The 24,720-nt window shown below is 69.2% G+C and carries 36 protein-coding genes; 23 read left to right on the top strand and 13 right to left on the bottom strand.

Translation table 11 applies throughout. The features are described from left to right. Positions 1-2: 2 nt before the first annotated feature. The 6 genes from OG413_RS20570 to OG413_RS20545 all read left to right on the top strand — a co-directional run bounded on the left by OG413_RS20570 (position 3) and on the right by OG413_RS20545 (position 3,836). Positions 3-356: a hypothetical protein gene (locus tag OG413_RS20570; protein WP_266807537.1), complete on the top strand. Its 354-nt coding sequence runs from the start codon at positions 3-5 to the stop codon at positions 354-356. Positions 357-554: 198 nt separating this feature from the next. Then, positions 555-938: a hypothetical protein gene (locus tag OG413_RS20565; RefSeq protein ID WP_266807535.1), complete on the top strand. Its 384-nt coding sequence runs from the start codon at positions 555-557 to the stop codon at positions 936-938. Between the two features lie 63 nt (positions 939-1,001). Next, positions 1,002-1,370, top strand: coding sequence for a hypothetical protein (locus tag OG413_RS20560; RefSeq protein WP_266807534.1), 369 nt, complete (start codon positions 1,002-1,004; stop codon positions 1,368-1,370). A gap of 78 nt (positions 1,371-1,448) precedes the next feature. Then, positions 1,449-2,225 (top strand): hypothetical protein, encoded by a 777-nt coding sequence (locus OG413_RS20555; protein ID WP_266807532.1) that lies wholly within the window; start codon positions 1,449-1,451, stop codon positions 2,223-2,225. A gap of 195 nt (positions 2,226-2,420) precedes the next feature. Further along, the gene (locus tag OG413_RS20550) at positions 2,421-2,852 is read left to right on the top strand and encodes a hypothetical protein (protein ID WP_266807531.1); all 432 of its coding nucleotides are present in this window, start codon (positions 2,421-2,423) and stop codon (positions 2,850-2,852) included. Between the two features lie 135 nt (positions 2,853-2,987). Beyond that, a complete protein-coding gene (locus tag OG413_RS20545) occupies positions 2,988-3,836 on the top strand; it encodes a hypothetical protein (RefSeq protein ID WP_266807529.1) in 849 nt (282 codons plus the stop codon). A 117-nt stretch (positions 3,837-3,953) separates the two neighbouring features. On the opposite strand, the gene OG413_RS20540 is transcribed toward OG413_RS20545, so the two are convergent. Next, entirely contained in the window at positions 3,954-4,496 is a 543-nt protein-coding gene (locus tag OG413_RS20540; RefSeq protein WP_266807527.1) for a DUF4145 domain-containing protein, read from the bottom strand. 538 nt (positions 4,497-5,034) lie between these two features. On the opposite strand from OG413_RS20540, the gene OG413_RS20535 reads away from it, so the two are divergent. The 7 genes from OG413_RS20535 (at position 5,035) to OG413_RS20510 (ending at position 10,335) form a co-directional block, all read left to right on the top strand. After that, on the top strand, positions 5,035-5,658 hold the full coding sequence (locus tag OG413_RS20535) for a DNA cytosine methyltransferase (protein ID WP_266807525.1): 624 nt from the start codon (positions 5,035-5,037) through the stop codon (positions 5,656-5,658). Positions 5,659-5,806: 148 nt separating this feature from the next. Beyond that, the gene (locus tag OG413_RS20530) at positions 5,807-6,289 is read left to right on the top strand and encodes a DNA (cytosine-5-)-methyltransferase (RefSeq protein WP_266807524.1); all 483 of its coding nucleotides are present in this window, start codon (positions 5,807-5,809) and stop codon (positions 6,287-6,289) included. A gap of 204 nt (positions 6,290-6,493) precedes the next feature. After that, on the top strand, positions 6,494-7,819 hold the full coding sequence (locus tag OG413_RS20525; protein ID WP_266807523.1) for a DNA cytosine methyltransferase: 1,326 nt from the start codon (positions 6,494-6,496) through the stop codon (positions 7,817-7,819). Between the two features lie 112 nt (positions 7,820-7,931). After that, complete coding sequence (locus tag OG413_RS47125; protein ID WP_353962291.1) at positions 7,932-8,414, top strand: endonuclease domain-containing protein; 483 nt, start codon at positions 7,932-7,934, stop codon at positions 8,412-8,414. A gap of 189 nt (positions 8,415-8,603) precedes the next feature. After that, positions 8,604-9,281, top strand: a complete 678-nt coding sequence (locus tag OG413_RS20520; protein WP_266807522.1) for a DUF4145 domain-containing protein — start codon at positions 8,604-8,606, stop codon at positions 9,279-9,281. Positions 9,282-9,546: 265 nt separating this feature from the next. Continuing rightward, the gene (locus tag OG413_RS20515; RefSeq protein ID WP_266807521.1) at positions 9,547-9,948 is read left to right on the top strand and encodes a hypothetical protein; all 402 of its coding nucleotides are present in this window, start codon (positions 9,547-9,549) and stop codon (positions 9,946-9,948) included. A 132-nt stretch (positions 9,949-10,080) separates the two neighbouring features. Beyond that, positions 10,081-10,335: a hypothetical protein gene (locus tag OG413_RS20510; RefSeq protein ID WP_266807520.1), complete on the top strand. Its 255-nt coding sequence runs from the start codon at positions 10,081-10,083 to the stop codon at positions 10,333-10,335. Positions 10,336-10,431: 96 nt separating this feature from the next. Here OG413_RS20510 and OG413_RS20505 read toward each other — a convergent pair whose 3' ends face one another. From OG413_RS20505 to OG413_RS20460, 10 genes are all read right to left on the bottom strand, one after another. Continuing rightward, a complete protein-coding gene (locus OG413_RS20505) occupies positions 10,432-10,845 on the bottom strand; it encodes a hypothetical protein (protein WP_266807518.1) in 414 nt (137 codons plus the stop codon). A gap of 153 nt (positions 10,846-10,998) precedes the next feature. Beyond that, a complete protein-coding gene (locus OG413_RS20500) occupies positions 10,999-11,415 on the bottom strand; it encodes a hypothetical protein (RefSeq protein WP_266807516.1) in 417 nt (138 codons plus the stop codon). Further along, the gene (locus OG413_RS20495; protein ID WP_266807515.1) at positions 11,403-11,657 is read right to left on the bottom strand and encodes a hypothetical protein; all 255 of its coding nucleotides are present in this window, start codon (positions 11,655-11,657) and stop codon (positions 11,403-11,405) included. Before OG413_RS20495 ends, OG413_RS20500 begins: the two co-directional genes overlap by 13 nt. Beyond that, complete coding sequence (locus OG413_RS20490) at positions 11,654-12,016, bottom strand: hypothetical protein (protein WP_266807514.1); 363 nt, start codon at positions 12,014-12,016, stop codon at positions 11,654-11,656. The genes OG413_RS20495 and OG413_RS20490 overlap by 4 nt, the downstream gene beginning before the upstream one ends. Then, positions 12,013-12,333 (bottom strand): hypothetical protein, encoded by a 321-nt coding sequence (locus OG413_RS20485; protein WP_266807513.1) that lies wholly within the window; start codon positions 12,331-12,333, stop codon positions 12,013-12,015. The genes OG413_RS20490 and OG413_RS20485 overlap by 4 nt, the downstream gene beginning before the upstream one ends. Then, complete coding sequence (locus OG413_RS20480; protein WP_266807512.1) at positions 12,333-12,968, bottom strand: hypothetical protein; 636 nt, start codon at positions 12,966-12,968, stop codon at positions 12,333-12,335. Before OG413_RS20480 ends, OG413_RS20485 begins: the two co-directional genes overlap by 1 nt. Before the next feature lie 34 nt (positions 12,969-13,002). Next, positions 13,003-13,881, bottom strand: coding sequence for a hypothetical protein (locus OG413_RS20475; RefSeq protein ID WP_266807511.1), 879 nt, complete (start codon positions 13,879-13,881; stop codon positions 13,003-13,005). A gap of 110 nt (positions 13,882-13,991) precedes the next feature. Beyond that, positions 13,992-14,432: a hypothetical protein gene (locus tag OG413_RS20470; protein WP_266807509.1), complete on the bottom strand. Its 441-nt coding sequence runs from the start codon at positions 14,430-14,432 to the stop codon at positions 13,992-13,994. 217 nt (positions 14,433-14,649) lie between these two features. Continuing rightward, positions 14,650-15,342 (bottom strand): class I SAM-dependent methyltransferase, encoded by a 693-nt coding sequence (locus OG413_RS20465; protein WP_266810265.1) that lies wholly within the window; start codon positions 15,340-15,342, stop codon positions 14,650-14,652. A 116-nt stretch (positions 15,343-15,458) separates the two neighbouring features. After that, positions 15,459-15,923, bottom strand: coding sequence for a hypothetical protein (locus OG413_RS20460; protein WP_266807507.1), 465 nt, complete (start codon positions 15,921-15,923; stop codon positions 15,459-15,461). Between the two features lie 211 nt (positions 15,924-16,134). On the opposite strand from OG413_RS20460, the gene OG413_RS20455 reads away from it, so the two are divergent. Next, positions 16,135-17,397: a helix-turn-helix transcriptional regulator gene (locus OG413_RS20455; protein ID WP_266807505.1), complete on the top strand. Its 1,263-nt coding sequence runs from the start codon at positions 16,135-16,137 to the stop codon at positions 17,395-17,397. Positions 17,398-17,550: 153 nt separating this feature from the next. Here the strand turns inward: OG413_RS20455 and OG413_RS20450 are convergent, their stop codons facing one another. Together OG413_RS20450 and OG413_RS20445 are read right to left on the bottom strand one after the other, a co-directional pair. After that, on the bottom strand, positions 17,551-17,760 hold the full coding sequence (locus OG413_RS20450) for a DUF397 domain-containing protein (RefSeq protein ID WP_266807503.1): 210 nt from the start codon (positions 17,758-17,760) through the stop codon (positions 17,551-17,553). 29 nt (positions 17,761-17,789) lie between these two features. Continuing rightward, positions 17,790-18,659, bottom strand: a complete 870-nt coding sequence (locus tag OG413_RS20445) for a helix-turn-helix transcriptional regulator (RefSeq protein WP_266807502.1) — start codon at positions 18,657-18,659, stop codon at positions 17,790-17,792. Positions 18,660-19,003: 344 nt separating this feature from the next. Here OG413_RS20445 and OG413_RS20440 point away from each other — a divergent pair, with 344 nt between their 5' ends. The 9 genes from OG413_RS20440 to OG413_RS20400 all read left to right on the top strand — a co-directional run bounded on the left by OG413_RS20440 (position 19,004) and on the right by OG413_RS20400 (position 24,627). Further along, positions 19,004-19,513, top strand: coding sequence for a recombinase family protein (locus OG413_RS20440; RefSeq protein ID WP_266807501.1), 510 nt, complete (start codon positions 19,004-19,006; stop codon positions 19,511-19,513). A gap of 32 nt (positions 19,514-19,545) precedes the next feature. Next, positions 19,546-19,980, top strand: a complete 435-nt coding sequence (locus OG413_RS20435; RefSeq protein ID WP_266807500.1) for an ATP-binding protein — start codon at positions 19,546-19,548, stop codon at positions 19,978-19,980. Positions 19,981-20,021: 41 nt separating this feature from the next. Beyond that, on the top strand, positions 20,022-20,462 hold the full coding sequence (locus OG413_RS20430) for a hypothetical protein (RefSeq protein WP_266807499.1): 441 nt from the start codon (positions 20,022-20,024) through the stop codon (positions 20,460-20,462). Continuing rightward, positions 20,459-20,758 (top strand): hypothetical protein, encoded by a 300-nt coding sequence (locus OG413_RS20425; protein WP_266807498.1) that lies wholly within the window; start codon positions 20,459-20,461, stop codon positions 20,756-20,758. The genes OG413_RS20430 and OG413_RS20425 overlap by 4 nt, the downstream gene beginning before the upstream one ends. A 90-nt stretch (positions 20,759-20,848) precedes the next feature. Beyond that, a complete protein-coding gene (locus OG413_RS20420) occupies positions 20,849-21,946 on the top strand; it encodes a GntR family transcriptional regulator (protein ID WP_266807496.1) in 1,098 nt (365 codons plus the stop codon). Continuing rightward, positions 21,943-22,575, top strand: a complete 633-nt coding sequence (locus OG413_RS20415) for a DUF6624 domain-containing protein (protein ID WP_266807494.1) — start codon at positions 21,943-21,945, stop codon at positions 22,573-22,575. Before OG413_RS20420 ends, OG413_RS20415 begins: the two co-directional genes overlap by 4 nt. A gap of 53 nt (positions 22,576-22,628) precedes the next feature. Further along, positions 22,629-22,994: a DUF6415 family natural product biosynthesis protein gene (locus tag OG413_RS20410; protein WP_266807492.1), complete on the top strand. Its 366-nt coding sequence runs from the start codon at positions 22,629-22,631 to the stop codon at positions 22,992-22,994. Between the two features lie 32 nt (positions 22,995-23,026). Further along, positions 23,027-23,476, top strand: a complete 450-nt coding sequence (locus OG413_RS20405; protein WP_266807490.1) for a DUF6082 family protein — start codon at positions 23,027-23,029, stop codon at positions 23,474-23,476. A 224-nt stretch (positions 23,477-23,700) separates the two neighbouring features. Then, positions 23,701-24,627, top strand: a complete 927-nt coding sequence (locus OG413_RS20400) for an endonuclease/exonuclease/phosphatase family protein (RefSeq protein ID WP_266807488.1) — start codon at positions 23,701-23,703, stop codon at positions 24,625-24,627. Positions 24,628-24,720 lie beyond the last annotated feature (93 nt).

The raw sequence follows: 24,720 nt of genomic DNA, 5'->3' as shown, positions 1-24,720 counted from the left end.
TCGTGCAGGACGAGCCGAACCGTTTCCACGCTCCTGCCCACCCGTACAGCGAGACGGCCGAGCGGTTGCTACGGGAGGCCGGGCGCCGCTTCCGCCGCGTGGAGGCCGCCAGCGCGGACGCGGCGGACCAGATGGCCCAGGGAGCGGACTGGACCACCATGCGGCGCGCCGACTTCGACAGGCGTGCGCCCGTCGCCTTGATCGAGGCCGCATCCGTGGCCCGGCCTGTGCCGGCCACTCCGGACGCGTACGGCACGGCGCCCTTGTTCGGTAGCGAGGTGCCCGCCCGACCGGCCGCGCCGCGCCGCCGGGCACACACCGACGAGATACAGGCCGACACACTGTTCGACGTCTGAGATTCAGTACAGCGCACGTCACAAAGCGATCAGGCGCGCGGCGACCGATGGGCGATCACCCCTTGCCATGCGAGGCAGATTGGGCACTTCTGGCGTCCACCCCTGATCCAGACTGGACCCCACGCGACGCATGCTGTAGTATTTTTCTTGTTGGCGGAGAGCAACCGCCAGCCAGACCCGAACCGAAAGGCCCGCCCCATGGCTTCCGCCGACTCCCGCCGCGCCGCTGCCCTCCTCCGCAACCGCACCCGCATCAACCGCGCCGAGTCCCGCGCACGCCGCGCCGCCGCCACCGCCGCCCGCCGCATCCGCACCGGCCCCCGCTCCCTGGCCACCCACATCATCGCCACCGGCGCACCGCTCGCCGTCGTGGCCGGGGCCGCCGACGCACTCCGCACTCAGGCCCGCAAGGCAGGCATCCGGGGCCGCGCCGCCCGTATCCGCCGCACCCTCAAGGGCCGCGCCCGCCGGGTCGTGACCGTGTACCGCTACACCGCCGAACAGGTCGCCCGGATCGCCGCGAACTACAAGCCGCGCAAGGCCGAATACAAGGCCATCCGCCTCGCCCTCGTCGCCGCCTGACCAACCACACCCCCGCCGGGGCGCGCCGCCGCGCCCCGGCCCCACCCCCGGGAGACCACCACCATGAACACCACCACCGCACACAACCCCACCCCCGGCGCCACCGAGACCACGATCGACCTCACCGGAGTCACCCCGTACACGGTCGGCATCATCCGCCTCGCCGAAGCCAAGGGACTGCACCCCACCTGGCAGCAGCCGTACGGCAACTCCCGGCGCATCGTCCTCAACGCCGTCGGCCCTCACGCAACGTTCGGCTCCATCACCATCGGTCGGACCAGCGGCAAGGTTCTCCGCGCCGAAGTGATCCACGGCAACGGCGCCAAGCCCCGCCGCGCCAAGGGCACCAACGCCGTCCGAGAACTGCTCAACGGCGTGCAACGCACGAACTGTTCGCTGAACTGCGCAGACCCTTCCTCCTGCCGCCCCTGAGCCCCTGACCGCCGGGCGCTGCCTCCCCCGCCGCGCCCGGCCCCACCTCTCATCCCGTACACGAACCCGGAGACACCCATGTCCTACGCCGCCACCTCTGCCCACCGCGCCACCACCATCGCCACCATCGCCCGGACCCGCGCCGCTTCCCCGGCACCCATCCCGACCGCCGACGGCCGCGCCGCCCTCCTGACGATCGCCGATCTCCTGGACACCGCCGCCGATGCCTTCCGGGCCTCCACCCCCGCCGTCATCAACGGCAACACCATGAACGAGATCCCGTCGGATGCCTGGTACGCCCTCACGCAAGCAGAGGGCATCGCGGCCAACACCCCCGCCACCGGCTTCCCGGCCACCGTGTGCCAGTACGTCACCCGCCGCCTGAACTACGACCTCCCCCCGAACCTCCGGCCCGACAACGCTGTAGCGGCTGCCCGGGAAGGCAACTTGCTCGCCCGGATCCGCATTCTCAACACCGAACTCACGACGGCGGTCGTCCCGGAGACCGTCACCTCACTGCTCGAAAACGCCTTCCGACTCCTGTGGAAGCACGCCCTGCTGGCCGAAGTGTTCGCCGCCGACGCGAACCGCCCCTGCAACCGGCCCGCCATCCCCGCCGTGGCCAAGAAGATCCGGACCCCGGACACCACCATGGCGCTGCGCCGCGCCCACGACGAGCACGGCCCGACCCTCGCCTACGGACTCAAGGACAGGCGCCTTGCCTGCCACTCCGGCGACCACTGGCTCACCGCCAACTGGATGGTCTCCCACCTCGGCGCGGCCGTCCCCTCGTGCGACGAGCACCTGCACACCGCCGTCCTCGCTGCACGGGAGCTGCACACCTCGATGGGCTGACCCCCGTCGGGCGGACGTCACGCATCGCGTCCGCCCGACGTACTACCGGCGCGAGCACGCCGGGACCGACCACACCCGAAGAGAACGTCCCTCAGCAACGCCTGACCCACCCCCGCCACGCCCCGGCCGCGACCTTGGCCGGGGCCCCAGCCCGGAGAGCAACCGGGCACAGACCCAAACCGAAAGGGCCCCCTCGTGACCACCAAGCTGTACTCCCGCGCCGATATCCGCACAGCCGTCTCCGACGGTCTGGACCTGGCCGCCGACGAAGCGAACATGTCCGAGTACGACGACCGCTTCGCCTGGGCCGCCACCTCCGTGATGACGCTCCTCGACGAGCCGTCCGCGCAATGGGCCGACGTGAAGAACCACCACTACCGGACGGCACCCGCTGAGGCGCCCACCGACGACGCGCCGCTGTTCACCCGCAAGCAGGTCGCACAAGCCATCGCCAAGGGCGTCGACTTGGCCGCCCAGCACCAGGGCGGGCGGCACGCCCCCGACGACCTGGACAACCTGGTTGTCAATGCGGCCCTCACGCTCCTCGATGACCCCGATGCCGACTTCCACACGATCGCCATCGAGAGCTACGACGAAAGCCCCCGTCGCGTCCGGTCCTGGCTCTGACCCCCGCCGGAGTGCGCCCCCTTTTCCCGGCGCACCCCGCCCTGCCCCGCTTCCGGCAGGGGGCGACGCAAGCCGCCCCCTGCCGGTCCACTCCCCGGCAAGAGCAACGTCGGAAGACCCGAAGGAAAGCCCCTCATGGCCACAGCCACCGCCCCCGCGACCGCCGCGCCGGCACTCGCCCACCGCGTCGCCGCGCGCCTGCCGCACCGCGACGGCAACGCCTGGACGGTCACCCCGTACGCACCGTGGTGGACCACTCGCCCCGCCGCGCGCCTCACCCAGACCGGGCGGCCCGGCGCGCTGATCCTCGCCGAGCACCCGTGGCGCACCGATGTCGCGTGGCAGCTCGACGACCGGGAGCCGTACGAGCCGGACCTGAGATTGGACCGGATCGCGGCGGAACCCGTGGTGCGCGAGGCCCTGCGCCTCGTCCTGCCGCGCTGGGACGACGCTGCCGCTCTCTCGTACGCGAACCACCCGGCTGAGGCGCAGCAGGCCCGGCTCCGGCACCTGGACCTGGTCGGCAGCGCGGTCCGTGCCCACGGGGCGTCGCCGGTCACCCGGACCGGTGCCCGGCCGAACAGCCACCTTGTGGAGTGGAGCAGCCAGGGTGTGCGGTACACGGTGACGCTCGTCGGCGCGAACCCCGCGTGCGACCTGTCCGTCACTGGGCCGGTCACCACCGTGGAGCAGATGCTGCCGCTGTTCCTGCCGGAGGCCGCCGACCGAACCCCTCGGATGCGGCTGCGCCACCTCAGCACCCGCCTGGCTCGTCGCCTGGCCGCGCACCTGATGCAGTACACGCCCGTCGACCAGCTCGAAGACGGCGGGATCACCTTCGGCGCCGCGACCGGGCCGTTCGGCTACATCTCCCCGCCCGCCGATCCGGCCGCCCGGGTCCGCGACACCACGCCCGTGGCCGCCGAGCTGCACGGCGTCGGCATCGACCACCTGGTCTACCTCGCGGCGGCCCTCACCCGCTGACCGCACCCACCCCCTTGGTGCGCCCGGCCCCATCGCCGGGCGCACCGTACGAGCTGGAACAGGCCAATACCCAAGAACACTGCCGCCTCTCCTGGGTGCTGTTCTGTTCTCGATGGCTCAGAACGGGACCTGGACAGAGAAGGACTCCGGTCGGCCCTTCCGGGCGGTAACCGCCGAAGCCCTTTTTCTAACTTCATCGTGACTCTGGTCGTAGATCAGACTTAGTGCATGATCGAGGAATTCGACCCCATCCAATACGTCGCGGATCCGAAGGACATCATCGTGACTCCCAACGTTGCCGATCCACTTGGCTGCCAAGATTAGGTCGGCAGCTTCCGAGTGTTGCGGGCGTTCCTTTTTGAATACCGAAATGCGACGGTCAAGAGTAAGGATGGCCACCTTCCCCTTTCGGTCGAGAGTTTTCCGAGTGATTCCTTGATCGTCCATCAGTGCTTCGGCCGTCGCGCGGATCCGGTTCGCGGCTGCATTGGGATCAAGCCAAAGGATCGCCGCCGCAGCGTCTACGCGCCTCTTGATCTCACGCGGGCATAGATCGTGACTTTCGATCATGGGAAGCGCCGGAAGGAAGATGGTCGGCCTGTATACCCGCTCATACTGGTCGCGGATTTTTCCCGACTCGACGACGCTGGTCTCCCCCATGACACGAACGAGATCGCAGGATGTCCGCCTGCACTTGAGGAGGCAATGGAACCCTCCCTGAATCCAGTCGGGGTACCACTCGGGATGCTGATACATGGACAGGCTTGTCGCCGATTCCTCCTGAACGAGGGAGTCGGGAACGGGGAACAAGCCACCTCTTCCACAGGTGGGGCAGGGAATGTGAGGCCATTCATTTAGATCGTGGGGCAGCCCACGAGCGATCGTCCGTAGATCCCTGATCAACAAGTTCGCCATAGCGTGACAGTTTGCCAGCGGCGGGGGCGCCGCAGGGGGGATCGTCGCAACTAGTACGGGAAAGGACTCGCACCGCAGGGGCCACGGCGATTACTCGGTGGACGCGCCGCCTCGTCGAACGGGCCCAACCCTTGCCCGCGCGTCGTTGGCTGCCGGGCGTGACTGACCTCACGCCCGGCAGCGGCGTTCCCGGCGGACAGAAGGCGCTGCTGGCCGGCACCCTTCCGGCTCCTCGTGTGCCTGGCCTAGCCGGGCCGCCCCCTCTCCGCGAAGGAGCCCCCGTTTGAACCCCCGCGCCCCTGAGCGCGCCGCCCGCCCCCGCATCCCGCCCGACCCCCGTATCGGCTCCTTGTGCAGCGGATACGGAGGTCTGGACATCGCGGTCCAGGACCTGCTCGGCGGAGAGGTCCTATGGCACTGCCAGTACGACCCCGACGACCCCAACCAGCACGCTGCGCGCATCCTCGCCCACCACTGGCCGCACGTTCCGAACTACGGCGACATCACGCGCGTCGACTGGAGCACCGTCCCACCCATCGACGTCCTGACAGCCGGTTTCCCGTGCACGGACGTCAGCCTCGCGGGACAGCTCGCGGGTATCGCCCCCGGCACCCGCTCCGGCATCTGGGCCCACGTTGCCCGCGCCATCCGCACCCTCCACCCGAAATTGGTAGTGATCGAAAATGTCCGAGGTCTTCTGTCCGCACCGGCCACTCGCAGCGTGGGACCAGGAGACGGGGCAGTGGATGTCCAGCAGCGAGCCGGGTCTCTTCGAGGTCTCGGTGCGGTACTCGGAGATTTGGCCAGCCTCGGGTTCGATGCGGAGTGGAAGGTGCACCGCGCCTCGGACGCCGGAGCCCCGCATCGTCGGGAACGCGTGTTCGTCCTCGCCTGGCCGACGGCATAGGTCGGTCGCGCCGGGCGTGACCTATCGGCGGGCGACGGCGGCGCGTACCGCAGGGCGGCCACCGGTACGGAAGCACCCGGCCCCAGCCGGGCCGAACGGCGACTGCCCCTCAGCCCCTCTGCTCAAGACGCCGACGTCGCAACTCGCGGTGAACGGTGGTTCGCAGCATCCGGACAAGAGACGTCAGGGCGGTCACGGGCCGACCCTTGCGGACGAGGTCGAGCACCTGGTGCCGGGGGCCGCTCACTACGTCGAGACGCCTGCGGAGCGTCCGGAGGCAGCCGGGGATGAACTCCAGCTCGCCGTGCCGTTCACCGCGCCCTCACGCGGTACGTGCGACACCCGCGTGCCCGCCCCAGGTGAAGCCGTATGGGGGCGGTACGCGCAGACCATCGCTCGTTGGGAGAGGTGTCTGGACCGGGCCGCTCCTGCGGCGATCGACGACCGCGGCCGTCTCGCCGCACCGTTCGTCGAGTGGATGATGGGGCTGGCACCGGGCTGGGTCACCGCAGTGCCCGGACTGCCTCGTGCGGCGCAGTTCGCGGCGCTGGGGAACGGGGTGGTCCCCGCACAGGCGACAGGTGCGCTGCGCCTGCTTCTCGACCGTGCCCGTGGGGGCGGCGGCGCGTAGAGCTGAGATCGGGCCGTGCTCTGACCCCGTGCGGGTCGGGGCACGGCCATTTTTGGTTGGCCGAGTGAGCACAAAACAGAGCAGCTTACGTCTCACGGAACACTCTGAGCTGAACAAATGGACCCATGATGACGTGTGCTGTAATATTTGAGGTGTTGGTGGAGAGCAACCGCCAACCAGACCCGAACTGAAAGAGCCCGCCCCGTGCCTGAGCTGACCGCAGCCGAACAGAGCGTCATCACCACCGCCCTCTCCTACAAGGAGACCGGCACCCCGATCTCCCCGCACATCGTGGCCGAACTCGACGAGATCGCCGCGCCATGGCCCGGCCGCTGGCTGCTCCCGTGGCAGGAAGGCGAGCCGGAACGTGTGATCGAGCTGTGCGCAGGTCCGGGCGGTTGGGGGGAAGGGCTGAAGACGGTCCTGGGCATCTCCCGCTTCGACGTCGTCGGCGTCGACATGGACGAGGACGCCTGCGAGACCGCCCGCGCCGCCGGCCACGCCCGCATATGCGCAGACATCACCAAGCTCGACCCCGAACACCCGGCCGTGCGCTGCACGCGCGGTGTCATCATCAGCCCCCCGTGCCCCAGCTTCTCCACGGCAGGCAAGCGCGCCGGGCTGCTGGACACCAACCTCGACATCCTCTGCGAGACGATCGCGTACGTCGGCGAAGCCGCCGGGTTCATCCGTCTCGACGAGGTCTGTTGCGACGAGCTGTTCCCCGACCTCGAAGGCGACTGCCCGCTGTGCGCGGATCTCGGCTACCACGAGGGCTACGCCCCGCGCTCCGGCGCCACCTGGGCCGAAGTCCGCGCCATGCTCGACGGACTCACCGACCCGCGCATCGGCCTGATGGCCGAAGTCGTCATCTGGCCGCTCGGCCTCCAGGCGGCAGGCGCACCGGTCGCGTGGATGGCCATGGAGCAGTCCAGCAACCTGCCTGAGCGCGTCCTTGATGACCTCTCGATCGAGTTTGGGGGCGCTGACTGGTTCCGTACCTCCTGGGCCGTCCTGGAGGCCGCAGACCTCGGTGTCGCCTCCCGCCGGAAGCGCACCTTCATGATCGCCTCCCGGCACAAGTGGGTCGACATCACCCCGCCCGCCGAAGCCCTGCCGGTCACGACCATGGCCGAAGCGCTCGGATGGGAGGAGGGGGAGCGGGTCAACACCAGAGGGCAGCGCCCCGTCGACCCGGCCACCGGCCGCGCCAAGGGCGGCAACTGCTTCACCGCCGACAAGCCGTCATGGTGCCTGACCGGCAAGACCCGCACCTGGGTCCGCGAAAGCGACGGGCTGCGCCTGACCCCGGCCGAGGCCGGAGCCCTGGTCTCCTTCCGCGCCACATACCCGTGGCAGGGCTCCCGCTCCAGCCAGTTCCAGCAGGCCGGAGACGTCGTCTGCCCCGCCGTCGCCGCGTACGTCCTCGCCGTGCTCCACGGCATCAACTGGGAACCACGGGTCCGTGACTACCTCACCGGCCTCTACCACTACGGCGACCTATGGGAGAGCTACGACCTGACCGCGTAGTCCTGCTCTTGGCCCGGTCTCCCCCGGAGGCCGGGCCAAGGGCTTGTCAGTGGCGCACGTTAGCGTCGGCTCCGTGGCGATTGAACTGGACTGGGACGACGAAGATCCCGAAATGTGCCGGGTATGCGATGAGTCGGTATACGCGGACGAGCGGAAGTACGGCCGTGACGTATGCCTCGACTGCGGCCCAGGCGTACGTCAGGCGAGGCGATTCGGGCTCCCCGTCGAGCGGGTCAACGCCATCCTGAGAATCCAGAATGACTACTGCCCGCTCTGCGACGACAACCCGGGGGACAGCGCTGCGGAGGGGCCGATCTGGTGGCAGGTCGACCACGATCACAACTGCTGTACAGGCTGCCCGCGTTGCGTTCGAGGGCTCCTCTGCAAGCCCTGCAATACGGACCTTGGCCGCTATGAGAAGCGTCTGCGGCAAGGTCGCCTGCGATGGCCCAACCCAAGGGTGGACGCCTATCTGGCAGCCCCTCCAGCCCGAAGCGCTCACGCGCGCAAACTCCACCCGGATGATCTGGGATGGACGAGGGTCAGGTACACCAGCCTTACTTTTCGCACGCTCACCTGGAACCGCGACGAGTGAGCCTCGGCGTCCTGCGCGGGCGGTCCTTGCGCATCCCGGCTTCTCCGTGCACCTGACGGTGACGACTTCGTACGGCGAGGCATGCTCTGGTGTCTAGCTCAGACTCCAGCTGGAAAGACGGTCGCGGGGAGCTGGAGCAGGCTTTAACCCCGTGCTCCGCCGGGCCAGGCGGCCATATGATCAGCGCCCATGAACGTGATGAGCCAATGTGGCTGGTGCGGCGTTAATGCCGTCATGCTGCACGTCGGCACCGACCCGAGTCTCGCCGACCCCTTCGGCCGTGACCGCTGGGGCGATACCAGAGCCGACGTGTGGGAGCTGTACGTCTGCCCCGGCTGCAACCGCCCCAGCCTTGCCCACCGCCAGGCCAGCATCGTCTACGGCGGAGACATCGAGAACGCCACCGAGATCCTACGCTGGTGGCCCGCTCGCCCTCCGCACAAGGAATACCCGCCCTACGTGCCGGAAGAGATAGCCCAGGTTGCCTCGGAGGCATACGCCTGCGCCGATGCCAAGGCCCACCGCGGCGCCATCATCCTCGCCCGCTCCGTGGTCGAGGCCACTGCCAAGGACAAGGGCATCACGACCGGCGGCATCGCGAAAAAGATCGAACAACTCTTTGAGCGCGGCCTGATCTACGAACACGTCCGCAACGCCGCCCATGAGATCCGCCACGCCGGCAACGAGATCGCCCACGCAGACCTCGCCGAGCTGACCGTGGATGAAGGCGACGCCGAAGCTCTCCTGGAGCTGATGGACATGGTCCTGGACGGCGTGTACATCGCCCCCGGCAAAGCCGCCGCCCAAGCCCACCGTCGCGAGGAGCGCAAGACCGCTCGGGCGCTCGCCAAGGACAAACCCGTGTGACCTCTGCCGTGAACGGGATGAACTCAAGAGCGCCCCGGGCGGTCGTCGAAGCTGCAAGGTAGTGCTGAGCGACCACATCGCCGATCGTGCAGACGAATCCTTCACTTCACTGGTCACGACCGTCGGCAGGTGTAACCCCCAGCCGCACCGGACACCCCGCGCTGAGCGGTAGACCGCGAGGGCGAGGGTAGCCGGGACCGAGCGCACGACGGTCTCGTCGTCTCCGGGAGCGCGCGACGCAAGCCCCGGCGGATCCGCACGATACGTGGCCCCTGACCACCATCTGGAAGGCCCGTTCGTGACCACCCTCTCCGCCCGGTTTCGCTCGCTGCGTCTCCTCTCCGCTGGCACCGCCACCGCCACCGCCACCGCGCTGCTCCTGACCGGCTGCTCCGGCGACACCCCCAGCACACCCGCCTGCCGCACCGTGCACTCCAAGGCAGGAGACCTCGTCCCGCCCGGCGTCCGTCCGTGCGTCGTCTACGGCAGCGGCACCCGCCCGGCCGACGGAGGTACCGCAGGACACAACGTCCCAGCGGGGAGCAGCGGCAGCCGTACCCCCGCGACGACGAAGCCACCCGCCACGCCCAAGGCCCCGACTATGCCGAAGGCGCCCGCCGTCAAGGCCCCGGCGGTCAAGGCGCCGTCGCTGGCGAAGGTTCGCTAACCAAGCTCCAGTCAGGCGCGCGGGCCTGGGAAGGCCGCTGAACAGACCAGGCCCCAGCAGCAGCGTACGCCGCGGCACTTCCGAGCAGGCCATCGGGCAGCAGCCGGGCCGGGCCCGCTACCCTTCCTGCTCATGGCGGACCCGTTCCTGGCAGCTCTCGACCAGGCCACCCGAACCGTCGTCGCGCGTGTCCGCGGCGAACTTCCGGCCGCGCCCCTCGCGGCGGTGGCGATCACGCACTACTACTGCTGCAACCCGGACCGGGCGTTGTGCGGGCTCGACTTGAGCGGTATGCCGCCGGCCGGGGCCGGGGAACAGGACTGCGTCGTTTGCGTGGACCTCGACGCGGACTGCCCCAGGTGCGCAAGCGGGCAGAGCGCGGCTTGAAGCCCCTCCGCGGTTGTCTAGGGCTCACCGCCGCCGCCCGCCCCGAACATGTGAAAGGGCCGCCGGAACTGGAGTTCCGGCGGCCCTTCCCGTCTGTCAGGCGACCGGGTACGAACCGGTTACGGTGATGATCTCTGCCTCCTGCGCACCCTCCGCATCGCCGTAGAGATGGTCGATCTTGACCACGGCCGCTCCGTTCGACGTACCGGTCACACGCAGCCGGTCGATCTTCGAGCCGTCCGAGCCTGCATAGATCGCGGCCTCGCCGGTCCACATGCCGTTGTCGGCGTCCCGGCCGTCGAGGCTCAGGCTGAACACGTAGCGGACTCCGGACGCCGCCGGGACCGGCAGGGTCAGGCCGAACCCGGCGCTGGAGGCCGCAGAAGTCTGCTTGCGCGCCGAGATCATCGCGGTGAAGGTACAGACGCCGTCCGATACGGCGTACCGGCCCGAGCCGGTGGTGCCGTCCGTGCCCTTCACGTTTGTCAGCTTGGGGGTCCACTGGGTCATAGGGAAAGGTCCTCCTGGATCGCGGGAACCTGCCAGACGTGGCAGGCCCGCGCACTGTGGTGGATCTCGCCGCCTAGTGTCGCCCGGTGCCCCGGGGCGGCGGATGCTCGACGAGACAAGCAACGACTGAGGGGCCCCAGCCGGGCCCCTCAGTTACTTCTTCTCGTCTGCCTGGCGCTGCTCAGTGCGCCGGAGTCCCGCCGCGTACCCGCGGCCCCACACGTCTTTCAACTCCCGGAGCGGCGCCGATATGAGCCAGGGCACCAGTGCCTCGGCGAGGTGCTGATACTCCGCGGCTCGGCCAGGGTCCTCCCGCTCTGTTTCCTCGAATCCGGCGCCCAGCTCCATGGTGCGGCTGATGTAATCGGTGAGGGTGTCCACCCTTGCGTCGGCCCCCGGGCCTTCTGGTGGAGGCACGGACAGCAGTACCTGTGCGAGGTCCGGGTGCCGGTCGGAGGGGCCAACCTCATGAAGACGGCCGTGGAGTTCCACGTTGAGCCAGCCCTCCAGTTCCCCCGTGAATTGGCCCCGGAGCCCCAGCGGCCGGATCTCTCCGCTCAGATGGCGCATGGCATCTCCATGGTCTCGTTGATGATCGTCTCGGCCTTGCTCCGGCACTCCTGGCACGTACTGCCGTAGCCGCCGCATATGGCGGCCGTGAGGGCGTCCAGGGCACCGGCCGACGCGATGTCCAGCAGCATCGGGGCCTTGCGCGCGCACGAAACGCAGCCCTGGGTTTTACCCTCCCGGCACCCGCAGGCGATCAGTGCGATCTTCGCCAGCAGAGTCGTGACCGGTTCGGTGGTGGTCATGCCGCGCAGCCTCCGAGTGGAGGCGGTACTGCCCACAGGGGCCGCACCGTGCGGTCCGGGCCGGGTTGGGGCAGCGTCTCGGGCACCTGGGCGGCCGGCTCTGGTACGGGCTCGGGCTGGCCTCGCAGCGCACGCAGGCACGCTGGGCACATCTGGTCCTCGGCAACCGGCCCGAGCCAGGACCGTACGCCCGGCGCCGACTCGGCGTCCGGGCAGCACTCCACCGGCACGGTGAACATCGCCATCGAGGGCACCTTCACGCCCCGGACGGCAACGTGCAGGGCCATCCGGCCAGCGGCGCGCACGATGACCCGCCCGCCCCATAGGGGGGTCGTCACCTTCACTGCCAGTGCGGTCATGCCTGGCTCTCCTTCCACAGGAACGGCAGCGGCGGCTCCATCACGAAGACGTGCTGACGCCAACAGGTCGCCCCGGCGATCAGCGCACGGTTCTCCAGGCGCCACCACCGGGATACCCGGCCGCGGCCGCACGCCGGGCAGGGCACCTCGGCGCGAACCCGGATCGTGGTGTTCGGCAGCGGGGGCGGGTAGATCGGGAATCCGGCGGAAAGCGCCAGCGTCTCCGCCGCCTGGGGCTGGAGCCGTATGTAGACCCGCTGCCACTCCTCGGCAGGGACGGCGGTCTCCGCCATCCAGTCTGCGAACGTGCGGACCATCAGCTCTCCCGTGCGGCCGGCACGCTGATGTACGGGCGGGCCCCGGCCGGGGGAGGTACGTCGTCCGTGCGCAGCCGGAACGGCCACAGCCCCTCGGCGTTCGGGTCCTGCCCGCGCTTGTAGCGGACGGTGCCGTGCCCCGGCTGCTCCGTGTCGCCCCAGGTGATCGGCAGCGGCACGTACGCGGGCGGGCCCGCAATCCAGCCGCCGCCGACCATCAGGTGGCCCAGGGGGTCGTCAGCCTTCGGGTACGCCTCCGCCGGGCCGACGAGCGCCATCTCGACCCCGCGGTAGGGACCGTCGACGAAGACCACCGGGTATTGCTCCTTCGGACCTCGAACCGCGTCGGCGTAGACGGCGCGCTGCCGGTCCTGCCAGTCCATGACCTCACGGGCGGTGGGCGTCGGGGAGTACCCGAGGACAGCACGCAACGCCGCTACGGTGGAGAGCAGTTCGTGGAACGCGGCGTGCGGGAAGTCGTCGCGGAAGCGGTCCCGCAGTAGCGAGCCGGATGCCTTGTCGGCGATCTCGGCCAGGCACACGTCGAGGACTTCCGGGCCGATGTACTCGCCGCCGCGTGCGAACGCTCCGACAGCCTTCTCGACAGATTCGGGCACAGCAGAGGTGGTGCTCATGGGAGGGGCATCTCCAATGGGGGAGGGAAGTTCGTTACTTAGGGGTCGGGACGGGCGTGTCGGGACGCACCAGCAGGCGCGACAGCGGCCGGTCCTCACGCACGGCGTTCCACGCGTACACGAGGTAGGCCAGGTGGCGCGCCCACTCGATCCGGCCCTCCTTGGCGCGCTCGGACGTGACGCGGGAGCGCAGGGCGAGGATCGGGTGGCCACTGGACAGGCCGACGCCGTCACCGATGCGCTGGAAGAACCACGCGCACTCGTCGGGGGAGATCGCGTTGAAGAGGTGGTGTGCGGTTCCCAGAGCCGACTGGGGGATGTGGGGGAACGCGACCCGTGTGCGGTTCGCGACCTCCGCCGAGCGCCGGATCTCCGGGTGCTTGTGCAGCAGGGCCGTGCACTCCGCGGTGGTGGACTTCACGCGGCGAGTGAACTTCCGGTCCCCCTGCTCCCAGGCCCAGACCCTGCGCAGAACGGACGCGACCGTGGTGGCGTTCGACTCGTCTGCCAAGGACAGGGCGTCCGACGTCGTCCTCTTCAGGCCGGAGTCCATCGTGGCCTGCGTCTCCGCGGGCAGACCGCCGACTATGAAGGTGGTGACCGCCATGTCGGCCTTCACAACGGCGTGCAGCCGGTGCTGTCCGTCGAGAACGTTGCCGTTCACGTCGAGCTTGATGGCCTCGCCGTTGAGCGGCCAACAGTCTGCCTGGATGTCGCGCACGTAAGCGTCAATGGCGGCGGCGCGCAGGTTGCGGTTGTGGGTGTTGCGGCGCAGGAGCCGAGCGGCCATCACGGGCCGGAGGATGATGATGCGGGCGCTGGGGGCACCGCCGTTCGACAGCAGGGCGTCGAGCTGCTTGAGCGTCGTCGGGCTGTCGTAGTTGACGCCGGGCAGCGTGAGGGCAGTAGACATGGGAGGGGCATCTCCTTGTACGGGTGCTGATGTGGACGGACCCGTTCCGGACCCGCACGCATAAGTACGACGCCCCGGAAAATTTGTTACACCTGCGGGAAAAGCGCAGGTCAGAGCCCCTTCTTCACGATCTCGACTACGACGAGGGACATACGGGCGCCGCCGGTCGGCACGGGCGGACCCATCTCCGGGTACGGGCCGGCCAGGTGGGCGGAATGGTCGTCCGGGAGAAGCCCGGCATCGACCAGGCCGTCCACGTACGCCTTGGCGCTGGGTGCCCAGTTGCCCGGATCACGCTTCCGCTGCACGGGCCTGGGGTGCAGCACGTAGTACACGGCGGCCCGCTCCAGGCGCGGCAGGCGCCGCGCGCGCGTGGTCAGCTCCGCCTCCTGGCGTAGCCGCTTCTTCGTCCGGTACTCGGCCATGTGATGCAGGCGGTCATTGCTGCTGAGCAGTTCCCCGTACGGCATCAGCAGCGTCCACGACCGCCCGGCGCCTGGCAGGGCGGCGATGGTCGCGCTCAGGTCGGGGGGCTCCGGTAGCGAAGGCATCCCGAGCGGCACCCTGGCGCGGCCGTTCCTCGTCTTCCTGTCCTTCGGCCTCACAGAACCCGCGCGTCCCACCGCGGCCCGAGCCCGCAGAGCCGCGTACTCGCCCCTGTACGTATGGGAATCCACAGTTCTGCCTACCGCGTCGGTGCCGTCTAGGACGGACACCATCACCACGGATGCCGCCTACGGTCGCGGGCTGGCGGTTCGGTGACCTCTGCTAAGCCTGCCGGACGGCGGTCACGAGCAGGGTGTCCGCGCTGCGCGGCGCGTCGGTGGTCGACGGCAGTCTGTCAAGGCTGATTCGGGTGAACCCGGCCTCGTCGAGCACCTTCGTCCAGACCTGTTCCTGGAGTACCCAGCGGCGCATCGTGGTCGCCTCCCCGTCAGGGGTCTTTGCCGGGACGCCGGCGGGCACGACGTCCGCTGCCGCAGGTGCGCCGCCGAGGTAGTGGGCGAGCGTGGAGAACACCAGCCGGCCGCCGGGACGCAGTGCTGTAGCCACGGACGGCAGCAGTTCGTGCGGATCGGTGAAGTCGACGGCGCCGAAGATGCTGTACAGCACGTCGTATGAGTCGGGTGCCGTCCGTGCATGCTTCACGGCATCGGACCCGATGATGCGCAGGCGCGGCGCGAGGTGGCCGAACAGGTCGGTGGCCATGGCGTACTGCGCGGGTGAGGCATCGATGGCGTCAACTCGGGCGGGGGAATGATGGGTCGCGAGGTGGGCGGCCTGCCGGGCAGTGCCTGCGCCGAGGTCTCCGACGACCTTGCCCGTCAGGTCGCCCAACAGCTCGGGGCCGGGGCCACTGTCTTGGCTCCAGATCCAGTGGAAGGTGTCGGGGACTGCGCGGTTGTGCTCGGCATGGTTGCGGCCGTAGTGATGCCAGAGGTCTGTGGTGGTCACCCGCATCATCCTGGCGGGTGTCGCCCGCCGCCGGGCCAGCTCTGGGGAATCTCACCCACGCGTGAGCCCGGCCCCGGCCAGAATCGGCGCGGGGCCCGGCGGAGCGTTCAGCCCAAGGTGCGTCAGTGCGAGTCGTTGCCGGGGTGGCAGGGGCCGCAGTCGGCGGCGTCCGCCCACAGCGGCAGGTCGACCTCCCAGCCGTCAGCCGCGATCAGGTCCGCCGTCCGCAGCACGGACCCGTCGATCTTGAAGTCGACGTCCGGAACGTGGTGCAGGAAGTGTCCGCCGTTGAAGCGTTCGCACAGCGTGGCGTACGCCACGGTGTCCAGGATGATCATGTGCACACCGATGTCGACGATCTTGCTGGGCGCGAGTCCCAGCGCCTGGCCCCGGTGGTTCATCGCGGTCAGCAGGTAGGCGTAGCCCTGTCCGAGGACCCGGGCCGCCATGACCGAGTCGTAGGGGTAGTCGCGCATGAGGAGCCCGACCTGCTTGTCCCACAGGTCGGCCGGCACGACCTCCCGCCCAGAGCGGATCGGGCCGGTCGTCGGGTCGGTGACCAGAGGGGGTGCAACAGCCGTTGCCATGATGCCTCCGATGGACGAGGCCCCGCGGGCCGGGGCGCTGCACCCAGGACACCGCGTCGACCTGCCCAGCGGGGCCCAACGGTCCCGTCGTGCAAGGGCTTTGCACGTTGTGCAAGTGGTCTCGACGGGCCCGTCTGCCGACCGTACGGTGGGGGCCCCGGTCGTGCGGCGTGGGAGGGGACCTGTGCCTGTTGACCTTTGGAACACTCCCATGGCGCGCGAGTTAGCCGCGCAGCGGCGCCCCGGCGCGCTCATCCGTCTCGGCCGTGAACACCGCGCCTGGACTCTCGCCGCCCTCGGTGACCGCATCGGCTGCTCAGCCGCCACGGTGTCCCGGTTGGAGCGCCGCAACAGGGTGGCCGATCTGGCCTTGGTGCACCGCGCAGCACTGGAAGTCGGAGTCCCACGACACGTCTTGGTGCATTCCCTGGCGCCACCCACCCCGACCGCGTCGGCGGCCACTAGAGTGACGGCCATTCCGTACGCCGAGGAGGACCCGATGCGCCGCCGCACGCTGATCACCGCCACGGCGGCTGCCGGACCAGCCGCCCTGCTGATGGGGTTGGACGAAGCCCTGGCCGACACCCCCAGCCCCACCGGCGGCGGTTCGCTCGACGCCCGGCTGGCCACCGCCCGCGAGTTGTACGACAAGGGAGCGCACGGGCGTCTCCTCACCGCGCTGCCCGGCCTCATCGGTGATGGACACGCCGCCGCGTCGTCCCGCCGGGAGCTCGATCAGGCCCGGCTCTCGTCCGTCTACAGTCTGACCGCCTCGGTGCTGAGCAAGCTCGGCTCGTACGAGCAGGCCCGGCTCACCGCGGACCGCGCCCGCACCTGGGCCGAGGTATCCGGCTCGCCTCTCGCGTCCGCAGCCGCAGCCCGAGAGCTGGCGATCGTGCTGCGCCACCAGGACCGCTCCGAGGAGGCCCAGCGCCTCATGAGGGCGGCGGCCACCGGAGTGGAGGCCACGGGCCTACGTACCGACGCTTCGGCGTCCGCGTACGCGCAGATGCTCTGCACTCTGGCGTACACCGCCGCTCGTGGAGGGCACCGGACGGACGCGTTGGCAATGACCGAAGAGGCCCGCCGCGCCGCCCGCCGGCTGCCGCCGAACGCCCCTGCCGGCCGCCTGTTCCCCATCACCCCCGCCGCCGTTGACCTGTACGCCGTCGGCGTCCACTGGGCGCTCGGTGACGCCGGGGCCGCGCTGGAGGCTGGAAAAGACCTGCGCCCTGAGCAGTTCCCGACGGCTGAGCGGAAGGCACGGTTGGGCACCGATATGGCTCGGGCCTGGTGGGCGTGGCAGCGTCCCGCGCAGACCGCGCAGGCGCTGCTGACCGCATACCGCTCCAGCCCGGGAGAAGTCCGAGACCGGCCTGCCATCCGCCGCATCGTTGCCGAACTGGCAGAGCGGCATCCGCGCACGGCCGGGGTCCGGGAATTGCATGCCGCCGTATCACTGCGGTCTCTTTAACGGGCGCAGTCTGGGGGCCGCACCCCGTGGTGCGCGTACGCTCGTTCGAGTACGAGACGGTAGATACCCCGCGCGGTGGCTTCGCGCGGGGCATCAATCGCTCAGTGTTGCGGGTCAGGCGGCCGAGGCGGTGAACGCTAGGCCGCTTTCTAGTTAGTGCTCGGCTGAACCGGATTCGACGTCACCGGAGCGCATCAGCCCGACGAACGAGGTCCAGGCGGCGGCCGGCACGACGAGTGCAGGACCGATCTTGTCCTTCGAGTCGCGGATACCGACATGGTTCGTCAGATTGGCGATCTCGACGCAGGCACCTCCGGTGTCGTTGCTGTACGAGGACTTGAACCAAGCGGACTCAGGGGCCACATCAGGGGCCGTGAATTTTGTATTGATGGCTACTTCCACTCTCGTGCTAGTTGTTGCAGGAACCCAGCCGTTCGGGCCGGGGGCAGGGCACTGTCGCGCATGGCGTCGAAGCGACGGACGTTCCGTTGCACTTCCTGGCGTTCGTCGGTGACGCTGATCGTGTTGGACATGTCGATCTGCACGACAGGGTCAAGGGTCTCGGAGAAGTCCAGCAAGATGAAGTTGCCTTCCGAGCGATACGTGACGACGTCGTGGGGCAAGATCTGGATCGTCACGTGGTCCAACTCCCCCAACGCAACGATCTCCTCGAACTGGGCAGCCATCACCTCGGGGCCGCCCACTATCCGACGGACCGCCGTCTCGTCCATGATGACCCGCAGTTCCAGCGGATCAACCGAGCGGGTGATCATCTCCTTCCGCTCCAGCCGGAGCCGGACGTTCTGCTCGATGTACTCGCTCGTGGTCTCGTCGACAGGCTTGGCGATCTGGTACAGCGCTCTCGCATAGCTCTCCGTCTGGAAGAGGCCGAAGACGAACGCAGGTTGCCAAGCACGCATAACAGTGGCGTCCTGCTCCAGGCCACGGTAGGTCGGCATCTTCGACGGCATGTACGCCTTGTACGGCGTCCACGGCTCCTTGCTCAAGGACTCCCGATGCAACTGGAGCAGAGTCTCCCAGTCCTCCTTGGGGAGTTCAGGATCAAGGTGATGGATCAGGCTCTCCAGGTCACCCACCCGCGGAAGGTCGTTTTCTCCAATCTCGACCCGCGCGAGCTTCGTGTGGGAGAAGCCGAGAGCCTTGGCCACCTCTTGAAGCGTCTCCCCCTTCTTGTCCCGGAGCTTCCGCAGCTCCTTTCCCAACTCCCTGCGTCGGAACGTCGCCCCGCGCTTAGGTGCCACTGAGTAATCCTCTCCCCATCCCTGTGGGTACCCAACACGCCCTGTGCCGGGTTCCGTGCGAGCCCTGCCCCTGAGTGTGCCAGCCACTGCACCCCCTTGAGCAACCCCTTGCCTGTGTTCGGGCATGTGCCAATTTCAAAGCAGCGGCGATTGCCCTTGCACAGTAAATCGCACATGCAGCACGGTAGTTGAGCGCACAGGTCGGCATGACCGTTCACGCAGATCCGTGTGGGCGTGTGCCCTCGTAAGCGTGTACGGGCCCGACCTCCGGGGCCAGAGGCCCCAGGAGACCAGGGGCCGGCAGCGCCAGCACCATCACCTCCCCTAAGAAGCCGAGGCCAGCAATGCGCCAGAGCACCGCCCGCAGGACCCAGAGCTGGATGGACCGGGAACGTGCGGACCACGCGCGGTTGTACCCCCATGAGGTCCGTATCGAAGTCGACCCGTACGGGCCCATAGGGGCTGCGCGGCGCGAGAACGTGGATCGGGTCGTCGCGCAGGTCCGCAAAAAAGGCAGGAACCCGCGGGTGTGCCTGTACGCGCCCTCCTTCGACGGGCAGGTGCCTCGGGCCTCCTTGGACTCGGCGGCGAACTACGCGGAACGCCAGTCCTGGCAGGTGGGGCCTCAGCAGTTCTACACGGACCCCAGCGGTGCAACCACCCCCCAGGACCGTCCGGGCTGGAGCCTCGTACGGCAGCAGGTCCGAGCCGGCTTCGCCGACGGTGTCGTGGTGATCACCGCCGACGTTGTCAGCCGCCAAGCCGCGGAGTACCGAGAAGAGCTTGACTGGTTCGAGGAGCACCACGGGTTCATTGCCCTGGTGGTCTCGGAGCCTGTCAGGGGGCTGGCGTGAGCACCGCGGCGCCCGTCACAGGGCGGGCACCGATGAGCCCTTCCTGCGCCGTCGAGCCGCCCTTTGGAGCGGCCCGGCCACAGGGGAGTTACGCCTTCGAGGTGGCCGTCGTTCCGGAGCCGCATCGCGTCGCCCAGTTACGGCTGATTACCAAGACGTTCCTGCGGTACCGGGCCGTGCCCGCCCCACTGGCGCAGGACGTGGTGGTCGTCGTCTCCGAGCTGGTCACCAACGCGATCGAGCATGGTCACGGAACGGTCAGCTTGCGAGTTCGGCACATCGGCGGAGACCTCTTCGTCGAGACCACCGATGAGAACCCAGCTCCCGCCCGGCTGCGCCCCCCTACTCCCGACGACGAGCACGGTCGCGGCCTCTTCCTCGTTTCGTGTCTCTCGGAGAGCTGGGGCGTCAGCGACGACGGCCGAACGACCTGGGCCTCTTTCCACGCTTCCTCGGGGAGGCCGTGATGTGGGTGGTCGAGGATGTTGCCACTGCCGGCCCCTCGGCAATGCCCGTCACCCCTGATGATGTCCTGAAACGCCAGGTGGCCTTCCACCTGACCCGCTCGCTCGTCGCGGAGGGCATCAGTGACGACCTGATCGCCACCATAGAAGAGGTCTTGAGCGACCGGCCCGGCCCCTCGGCCCGCACCCCGCTGCTCGACAAGCTGTTGGTCGGCTGCGGCTTGCCCCTTCGCCGACAGCGGCAGCCCGACATCGCGCCGCTGAGCGACCAAGACGCGGCGCGGATCACCGACCGCTTCCGCCGGGCCACCCGCCAGCTCATGCAGGTCGTGCCGCACCGCGTCGCGATGTACCCCACCGAGGAGCTGCGCCTCCTGATCGCCCTGCGCGACGAGGAGGCACCGCCCGGCGAGGCTCTGCCGTATTTGCGCCGGTACGCACTGGCGATCCTCGCCCTTCTCGAACTGATGGGGGACGACGAATGACACGCGTCCCCTTCGCAGACGTCGGGCCCACTCCCCCCGGGGCCCGGCCTCCCGCCCGGTGCTGGGAGAGCTTCGCTGCTCGCGTTCCCCCCGAGAAGCCGAAGCGCCCCAGCACCGGGCGGACTCCCCGCCAGCTCATCCTCGCCCTGTTCGAGGCGTTCGCCTCCTCGGTTATGCGGCGCACGGACCGTCACCGACGGCGAGCACCCGTCATGCACCGCCTGGTGTCCGCCGACGAGCAGCGGTTCACCGAGCTGTGCCAGCAGTTCACCGGTACTACCTCGTCGAGGAGTTAGACAGTGACGACCACGACCATCGCCGCCGGGCCCACCTCTGAGAAGGAGAGCGCCGGGCCGGCTCAGCCAACGTATAGACAACTTCGCGGAATGCTGGCGGACTTCGAGAAGGCGACGGAGTCCATCAACGTGGGCGCCAACAAGGCGGATGACCGCGAGACAATCTGGCAGCTCGCCGCGCCGCTGCTGCCGCTGGCTGAGAAGAGGCTCAGCGAAGCGGACGGTTCCCCTTCGTACCAGGCACATTGGCAAGAGATCATCGCGGGCGTCCAGCGTCCGCCCGCCGACGCGGAAACCGTCCCCGACGTTGGCACGCTGCATCACAGCGCATGGTGGCTGTTGTGCGCCCTACTGGCGGCCGCCGCACGGGGCCCGAGCGTCCACGAGATCACCGACCGGGTGCGCGAATTGATCACCAACGGCACGTACCCGCCGGGCACCCGGATCGGCATCGGGCGGATCGCCGCCGAGGTGGAGTGCCCGTTGGCTTCGACCCGACGCGTACGTCTCGCGGTGGCCGACTTGGAGGCCGAAGGGCTAGTCACCTTCACTCCGGCCGACCGTGTCCGTGTCACAGACACCAGGGAAGTAGCCGACCGGCCCACGCAGATCGCTGCCTGGCTGCGCGTTCTGATCCAGGCAGGTGTCTACCCGCCCGGCTCGAACCTGCCGCCCAGGCCGGACCTGGCCCGCGGACTGGTGTCCCCACCGCCGTTCGTCACCCGCGCGCTGCACCTGCTGGACGACGAGAGCGTCGTCGCCTCCAGTCGCAGCCGCGGAGTGCGCCCGACCGTACAGACCACACTGCCCTTCCCCGTCGTGCCCCCGCCCGACCTGGACAGCCTGCTCCCCAGGCTGCTGACCTTGGCGCTGCCCGATGCCGACATCAGCCACACCGGCGTCCGGCAGATGTGCAACCGCTCCCACACCTGGTGGCGCAGCCGCCTCACCCCACACCCCGAGATGCTGCGCCACACACACCGGGCGCTCACCGCCGCCGCCGAGTTCCTGATCCCGCTGGCCCAGAGCCGACACCCGAACAACCCGGACGTATACGCCACCCTGCGACGCACCGCGGTCACCGCGCTCGCTGACGCCCCGACGGACTCCGGCGGCCAGACCTGGCGCACCGCCTGCCTGGGCGCCGCCGTCCTGGAGGTCCTGAACCTCGCAGGTGAGGACGTATGAACGCCGACCGCCGATCAGACGACTCGGAGCGGAGCATCATGGCGGGCGAACCACAGCGTCCGGACCTCGCACAGGAACTGATCAGGCGCGCGGCGGAGGTCAGCGAGCGTTGGGCGTACCTGACGCGCGGGCAGCTCTCCGTCCAGGACCTCAACCGAGGCAGGCTGACCGACCAGGCCAACGCCGGCGTAATGCAGCGGATCTTCGCTGGCCACGGCTGGCCTGGGTGGAGCCTCGTCGGCGAGGACGGGGCGACCGCCGCGTGGCAGATCGCCCTGCACGCGGATCACTCCCCCTTCCAACGACTTGCTGCCCGGCTGATGCACCAGGCCGTTCAGGCAAACGATGCGTCCCCGCGCCAGTGGGCGCACCTGCACGACCGCTGTCTCGTCCATTCCGGGGCCGGGCAGGAGTACGGCACGCAATACCGTCCCGGCCCCGCCGGTCCGGAGCGCCTGGCCGTGCATGACCCGCAGTCGCTCGACGAGCGCCGCGCAAGGGTGGGGCTCCCCCCAGCCGCTGTGTCCCTGGAGATCCTGCGCCGCCGCAGGGCACAAACGCCCCGCCTTGGCCCCGTCATCGAGATACCCGCCGACGAGCCGTCGGCCGAGCTGATGAGCGCTGCGTGATAACCGTCCGGTCCCCGCCCCGCTCAAGCCCCCCTCCTCCTGATGGGCAGCCGATGGCCCCCGCGGTTCCCGACGAGATCCTGGCGGACCTCGACACGGTACTCGCCTGGGACCTGACGAACCCCGCCCTCCCGACCATGGACGTCGCGCTGAACATGCTCGACGAACTCACCTCCCACGGCCGGATCATCGCCAGAGACCTCAGCGCCCTGAGCCTGTCCCTCCCCTCGAATTCCGAGGCCGGGATCACGGCGCAAGCCACTCTCGGCGAAGCGTCCCGTCGGTTGAACATCTCACCCCCGGCTGGCACGCCAAGGGCAACCGCAGGCCGAGCCCAGAACGTAGCCCGCCTCTTCCGAGCGCTCCTCCGCGCAGTCGCCGCGGTCAGAGCAGAACAGGCGCAGATCGCGCGCCGGTAACCACAGCACCTCACACCGAAAGGCACCGCCAGATGAAGACCTCGCCCGGTCTCGCTGCTCTCGCTGTCATCGGAGCCGTCCACCTCGTACAGAAGGAGCGGCACCACCGGCAGCAGAAGAATGTGGCCCTCGCCGACTTGCAGGACCGCTGGCTGACCCTCCTGACCACGAACCCCGACCTCGCGGCGCAGTGGATGCCCAAGGACATGAAGGCCGACGAGTTCGTGACGCTGCTGAACGCGAACCAACAGCTTTGTGCCCTCACTTTGCGGTACCGGCTGGGCCTCATCAGCAAGGACCGGCTGCGCTTCGTCGCCAAGTGGCTGATGAGCCGGGAAGCCGTCCGGCGGTACTGGGAGGAGTTCGGTTCCTTCCGTGAGGAGGAGACGCTGGGCGACAAGCGGGCCACGGACGTCAACGAGGTCATGGCAGACGCGTACGACGCCTTCATCCGCCGAGTGAAGCAGGCCGCAGGCGTCTGATCCAGACGTCTGCCCGCGCGTCGATGTCGGCGCGCGGCATCGAGACCCGGGGCTTCCTCTCGGTTCCTTCGACCTCAGTGCCCGTGCGCTGCGGTACATGAAGTCAGCCCAGGGAGGAAGTGGCGCCTGACCGCGCCCCGGCCGCACTCCGTGGGGGTGTCGCGGCCGGCCCGCCTACCCCCGTCACCGCACGCGATCACGTGTATTCGAATCGGAGGAAATCCATGGACGCCAGCACCGTCGACGTCGCCGTCTGGAACATCGAGGCGGACGGCGGCCGGAACGGCGAACGCCGTGACTTCGCGCTGGATATCCTCGCCGCGCTGAAGCCCGACGTCGTACTCCAGCAGGAGGCGAAGCACAGCCGGGAGAGGGGCGGGCGGCTTCTGCACTCGGCAGAGAAGCGCCTCAACCTCCGGGGATTCCTGTCCGCGCCCAACCCTGACGTGGACGCCGACATCGCGACCGCTGTTTACCTGCGGCCTGACATGTTCCACATCGCCGAGCAGAAGCCGCGCGCCAAGCCGTGGTGGCTGCACCCGTGCCACGTAAAGACGCAGCTCGGCGACTGCCCCGTGCCGCTCAACTTCGTGTCGTTCCACATGTGCTTCTTCGACGCCGACCAGCGGCTCACGGAAGCCAGGTGGCTGACCACACTGGCACAGGACGCCACCATCGGGGCAGGGGACACCAACAGCTTTCCTCGGTGCTCCGAGCGGATCGCCCTGCCGAACTGGGCGACGGTCTCCGACCGGGCACACATGGTGCACCGCACGTACGTCGACTCCCAGGGTGGCCGGCACAGCGACACCCGGCCCGACGGTGCGCTCATCGACGCCGGATATGTCGACCTCGCCCGCCACGCCGCCGACCACCTCGGGTCGAACGGCAAGAAGGCTCTCGACGCCACGGCCAGCTTCACCAATGCACGCCAAGGCGGGCCTCAGCGCATCGACCGCGGATACGCCGCCGGAGGCTTGGAGGCTGCCCTGGAGCACGTCGAGGTCATCGACAACGAGGACACCCGCGCTGCCTCTGACCACGCACTGCTGCTCTTCCGATTCAACCGCGGCCGGCTGGAGCGGTTGCTTACTCCGGGTGATGAGGCTGCCCGCCTGCGGGTGGGTGCAACACCCGGCAACCGGGCCTGAAGAAGGCCCGGTTGCCGGATGACGCGTGGGGAGGGGCCGTTCCCCACCCCGAAGCCCCTCCCCACGCACTACCGCCCAGGCCAGCGCCCTCGA

The organism is Streptomyces sp. NBC_01433, assembly GCF_026340105.1.
In the GTDB taxonomy this organism is placed as follows: domain Bacteria; phylum Actinomycetota; class Actinomycetes; order Streptomycetales; family Streptomycetaceae; genus Streptomyces.
Note: the sequence above shows the minus strand (reverse complement) of the source record. Positions and strands in the feature narration are given on the sequence as shown.

Excerpts from the sequence above, each read along its gene's own strand:
- OG413_RS20565 (WP_266807535.1), top strand. The coding sequence starts at position 555 with ATGGCTTCCGCCGACTCCCGCCGCGCCGCTGCCCTCCTCCGCAACCGC.
- OG413_RS20560 (WP_266807534.1), top strand. The coding sequence starts at position 1,002 with ATGAACACCACCACCGCACACAACCCCACCCCCGGCGCCACCGAGACC.
- OG413_RS20555 (WP_266807532.1), top strand. The coding sequence starts at position 1,449 with ATGTCCTACGCCGCCACCTCTGCCCACCGCGCCACCACCATCGCCACC.
- OG413_RS20545 (WP_266807529.1), top strand. The coding sequence starts at position 2,988 with ATGGCCACAGCCACCGCCCCCGCGACCGCCGCGCCGGCACTCGCCCAC.
- OG413_RS20540 (WP_266807527.1), bottom strand. The coding sequence starts at position 4,496 with ATGGGGGAGACCAGCGTCGTCGAGTCGGGAAAAATCCGCGACCAGTAT.
- OG413_RS47125 (WP_353962291.1), top strand. The coding sequence starts at position 7,932 with ATGTGCCGGGTATGCGATGAGTCGGTATACGCGGACGAGCGGAAGTAC.
- OG413_RS20520 (WP_266807522.1), top strand. The coding sequence starts at position 8,604 with ATGAACGTGATGAGCCAATGTGGCTGGTGCGGCGTTAATGCCGTCATG.
- OG413_RS20510 (WP_266807520.1), top strand. The coding sequence starts at position 10,081 with ATGGCGGACCCGTTCCTGGCAGCTCTCGACCAGGCCACCCGAACCGTC.
- OG413_RS20505 (WP_266807518.1), bottom strand. The coding sequence starts at position 10,845 with ATGACCCAGTGGACCCCCAAGCTGACAAACGTGAAGGGCACGGACGGC.
- OG413_RS20500 (WP_266807516.1), bottom strand. The coding sequence starts at position 11,415 with ATGCGCCATCTGAGCGGAGAGATCCGGCCGCTGGGGCTCCGGGGCCAA.
- OG413_RS20495 (WP_266807515.1), bottom strand. The coding sequence starts at position 11,657 with ATGACCACCACCGAACCGGTCACGACTCTGCTGGCGAAGATCGCACTG.
- OG413_RS20490 (WP_266807514.1), bottom strand. The coding sequence starts at position 12,016 with ATGACCGCACTGGCAGTGAAGGTGACGACCCCCCTATGGGGCGGGCGG.
- OG413_RS20485 (WP_266807513.1), bottom strand. The coding sequence starts at position 12,333 with ATGGTCCGCACGTTCGCAGACTGGATGGCGGAGACCGCCGTCCCTGCC.
- OG413_RS20480 (WP_266807512.1), bottom strand. The coding sequence starts at position 12,968 with ATGAGCACCACCTCTGCTGTGCCCGAATCTGTCGAGAAGGCTGTCGGA.
- OG413_RS20475 (WP_266807511.1), bottom strand. The coding sequence starts at position 13,881 with ATGTCTACTGCCCTCACGCTGCCCGGCGTCAACTACGACAGCCCGACG.
- OG413_RS20470 (WP_266807509.1), bottom strand. The coding sequence starts at position 14,432 with ATGCCTTCGCTACCGGAGCCCCCCGACCTGAGCGCGACCATCGCCGCC.
- OG413_RS20465 (WP_266810265.1), bottom strand. The coding sequence starts at position 15,342 with ATGCGGGTGACCACCACAGACCTCTGGCATCACTACGGCCGCAACCAT.
- OG413_RS20460 (WP_266807507.1), bottom strand. The coding sequence starts at position 15,923 with ATGGCAACGGCTGTTGCACCCCCTCTGGTCACCGACCCGACGACCGGC.
- OG413_RS20455 (WP_266807505.1), top strand. The coding sequence starts at position 16,135 with ATGGCGCGCGAGTTAGCCGCGCAGCGGCGCCCCGGCGCGCTCATCCGT.
- OG413_RS20440 (WP_266807501.1), top strand. The coding sequence starts at position 19,004 with ATGCGCCAGAGCACCGCCCGCAGGACCCAGAGCTGGATGGACCGGGAA.
- OG413_RS20435 (WP_266807500.1), top strand. The coding sequence starts at position 19,546 with ATGAGCCCTTCCTGCGCCGTCGAGCCGCCCTTTGGAGCGGCCCGGCCA.
- OG413_RS20430 (WP_266807499.1), top strand. The coding sequence starts at position 20,022 with ATGCCCGTCACCCCTGATGATGTCCTGAAACGCCAGGTGGCCTTCCAC.
- OG413_RS20425 (WP_266807498.1), top strand. The coding sequence starts at position 20,459 with ATGACACGCGTCCCCTTCGCAGACGTCGGGCCCACTCCCCCCGGGGCC.
- OG413_RS20420 (WP_266807496.1), top strand. The coding sequence starts at position 20,849 with ATGCTGGCGGACTTCGAGAAGGCGACGGAGTCCATCAACGTGGGCGCC.
- OG413_RS20415 (WP_266807494.1), top strand. The coding sequence starts at position 21,943 with ATGAACGCCGACCGCCGATCAGACGACTCGGAGCGGAGCATCATGGCG.
- OG413_RS20410 (WP_266807492.1), top strand. The coding sequence starts at position 22,629 with ATGGCCCCCGCGGTTCCCGACGAGATCCTGGCGGACCTCGACACGGTA.
- OG413_RS20405 (WP_266807490.1), top strand. The coding sequence starts at position 23,027 with ATGAAGACCTCGCCCGGTCTCGCTGCTCTCGCTGTCATCGGAGCCGTC.
- OG413_RS20400 (WP_266807488.1), top strand. The coding sequence starts at position 23,701 with ATGGACGCCAGCACCGTCGACGTCGCCGTCTGGAACATCGAGGCGGAC.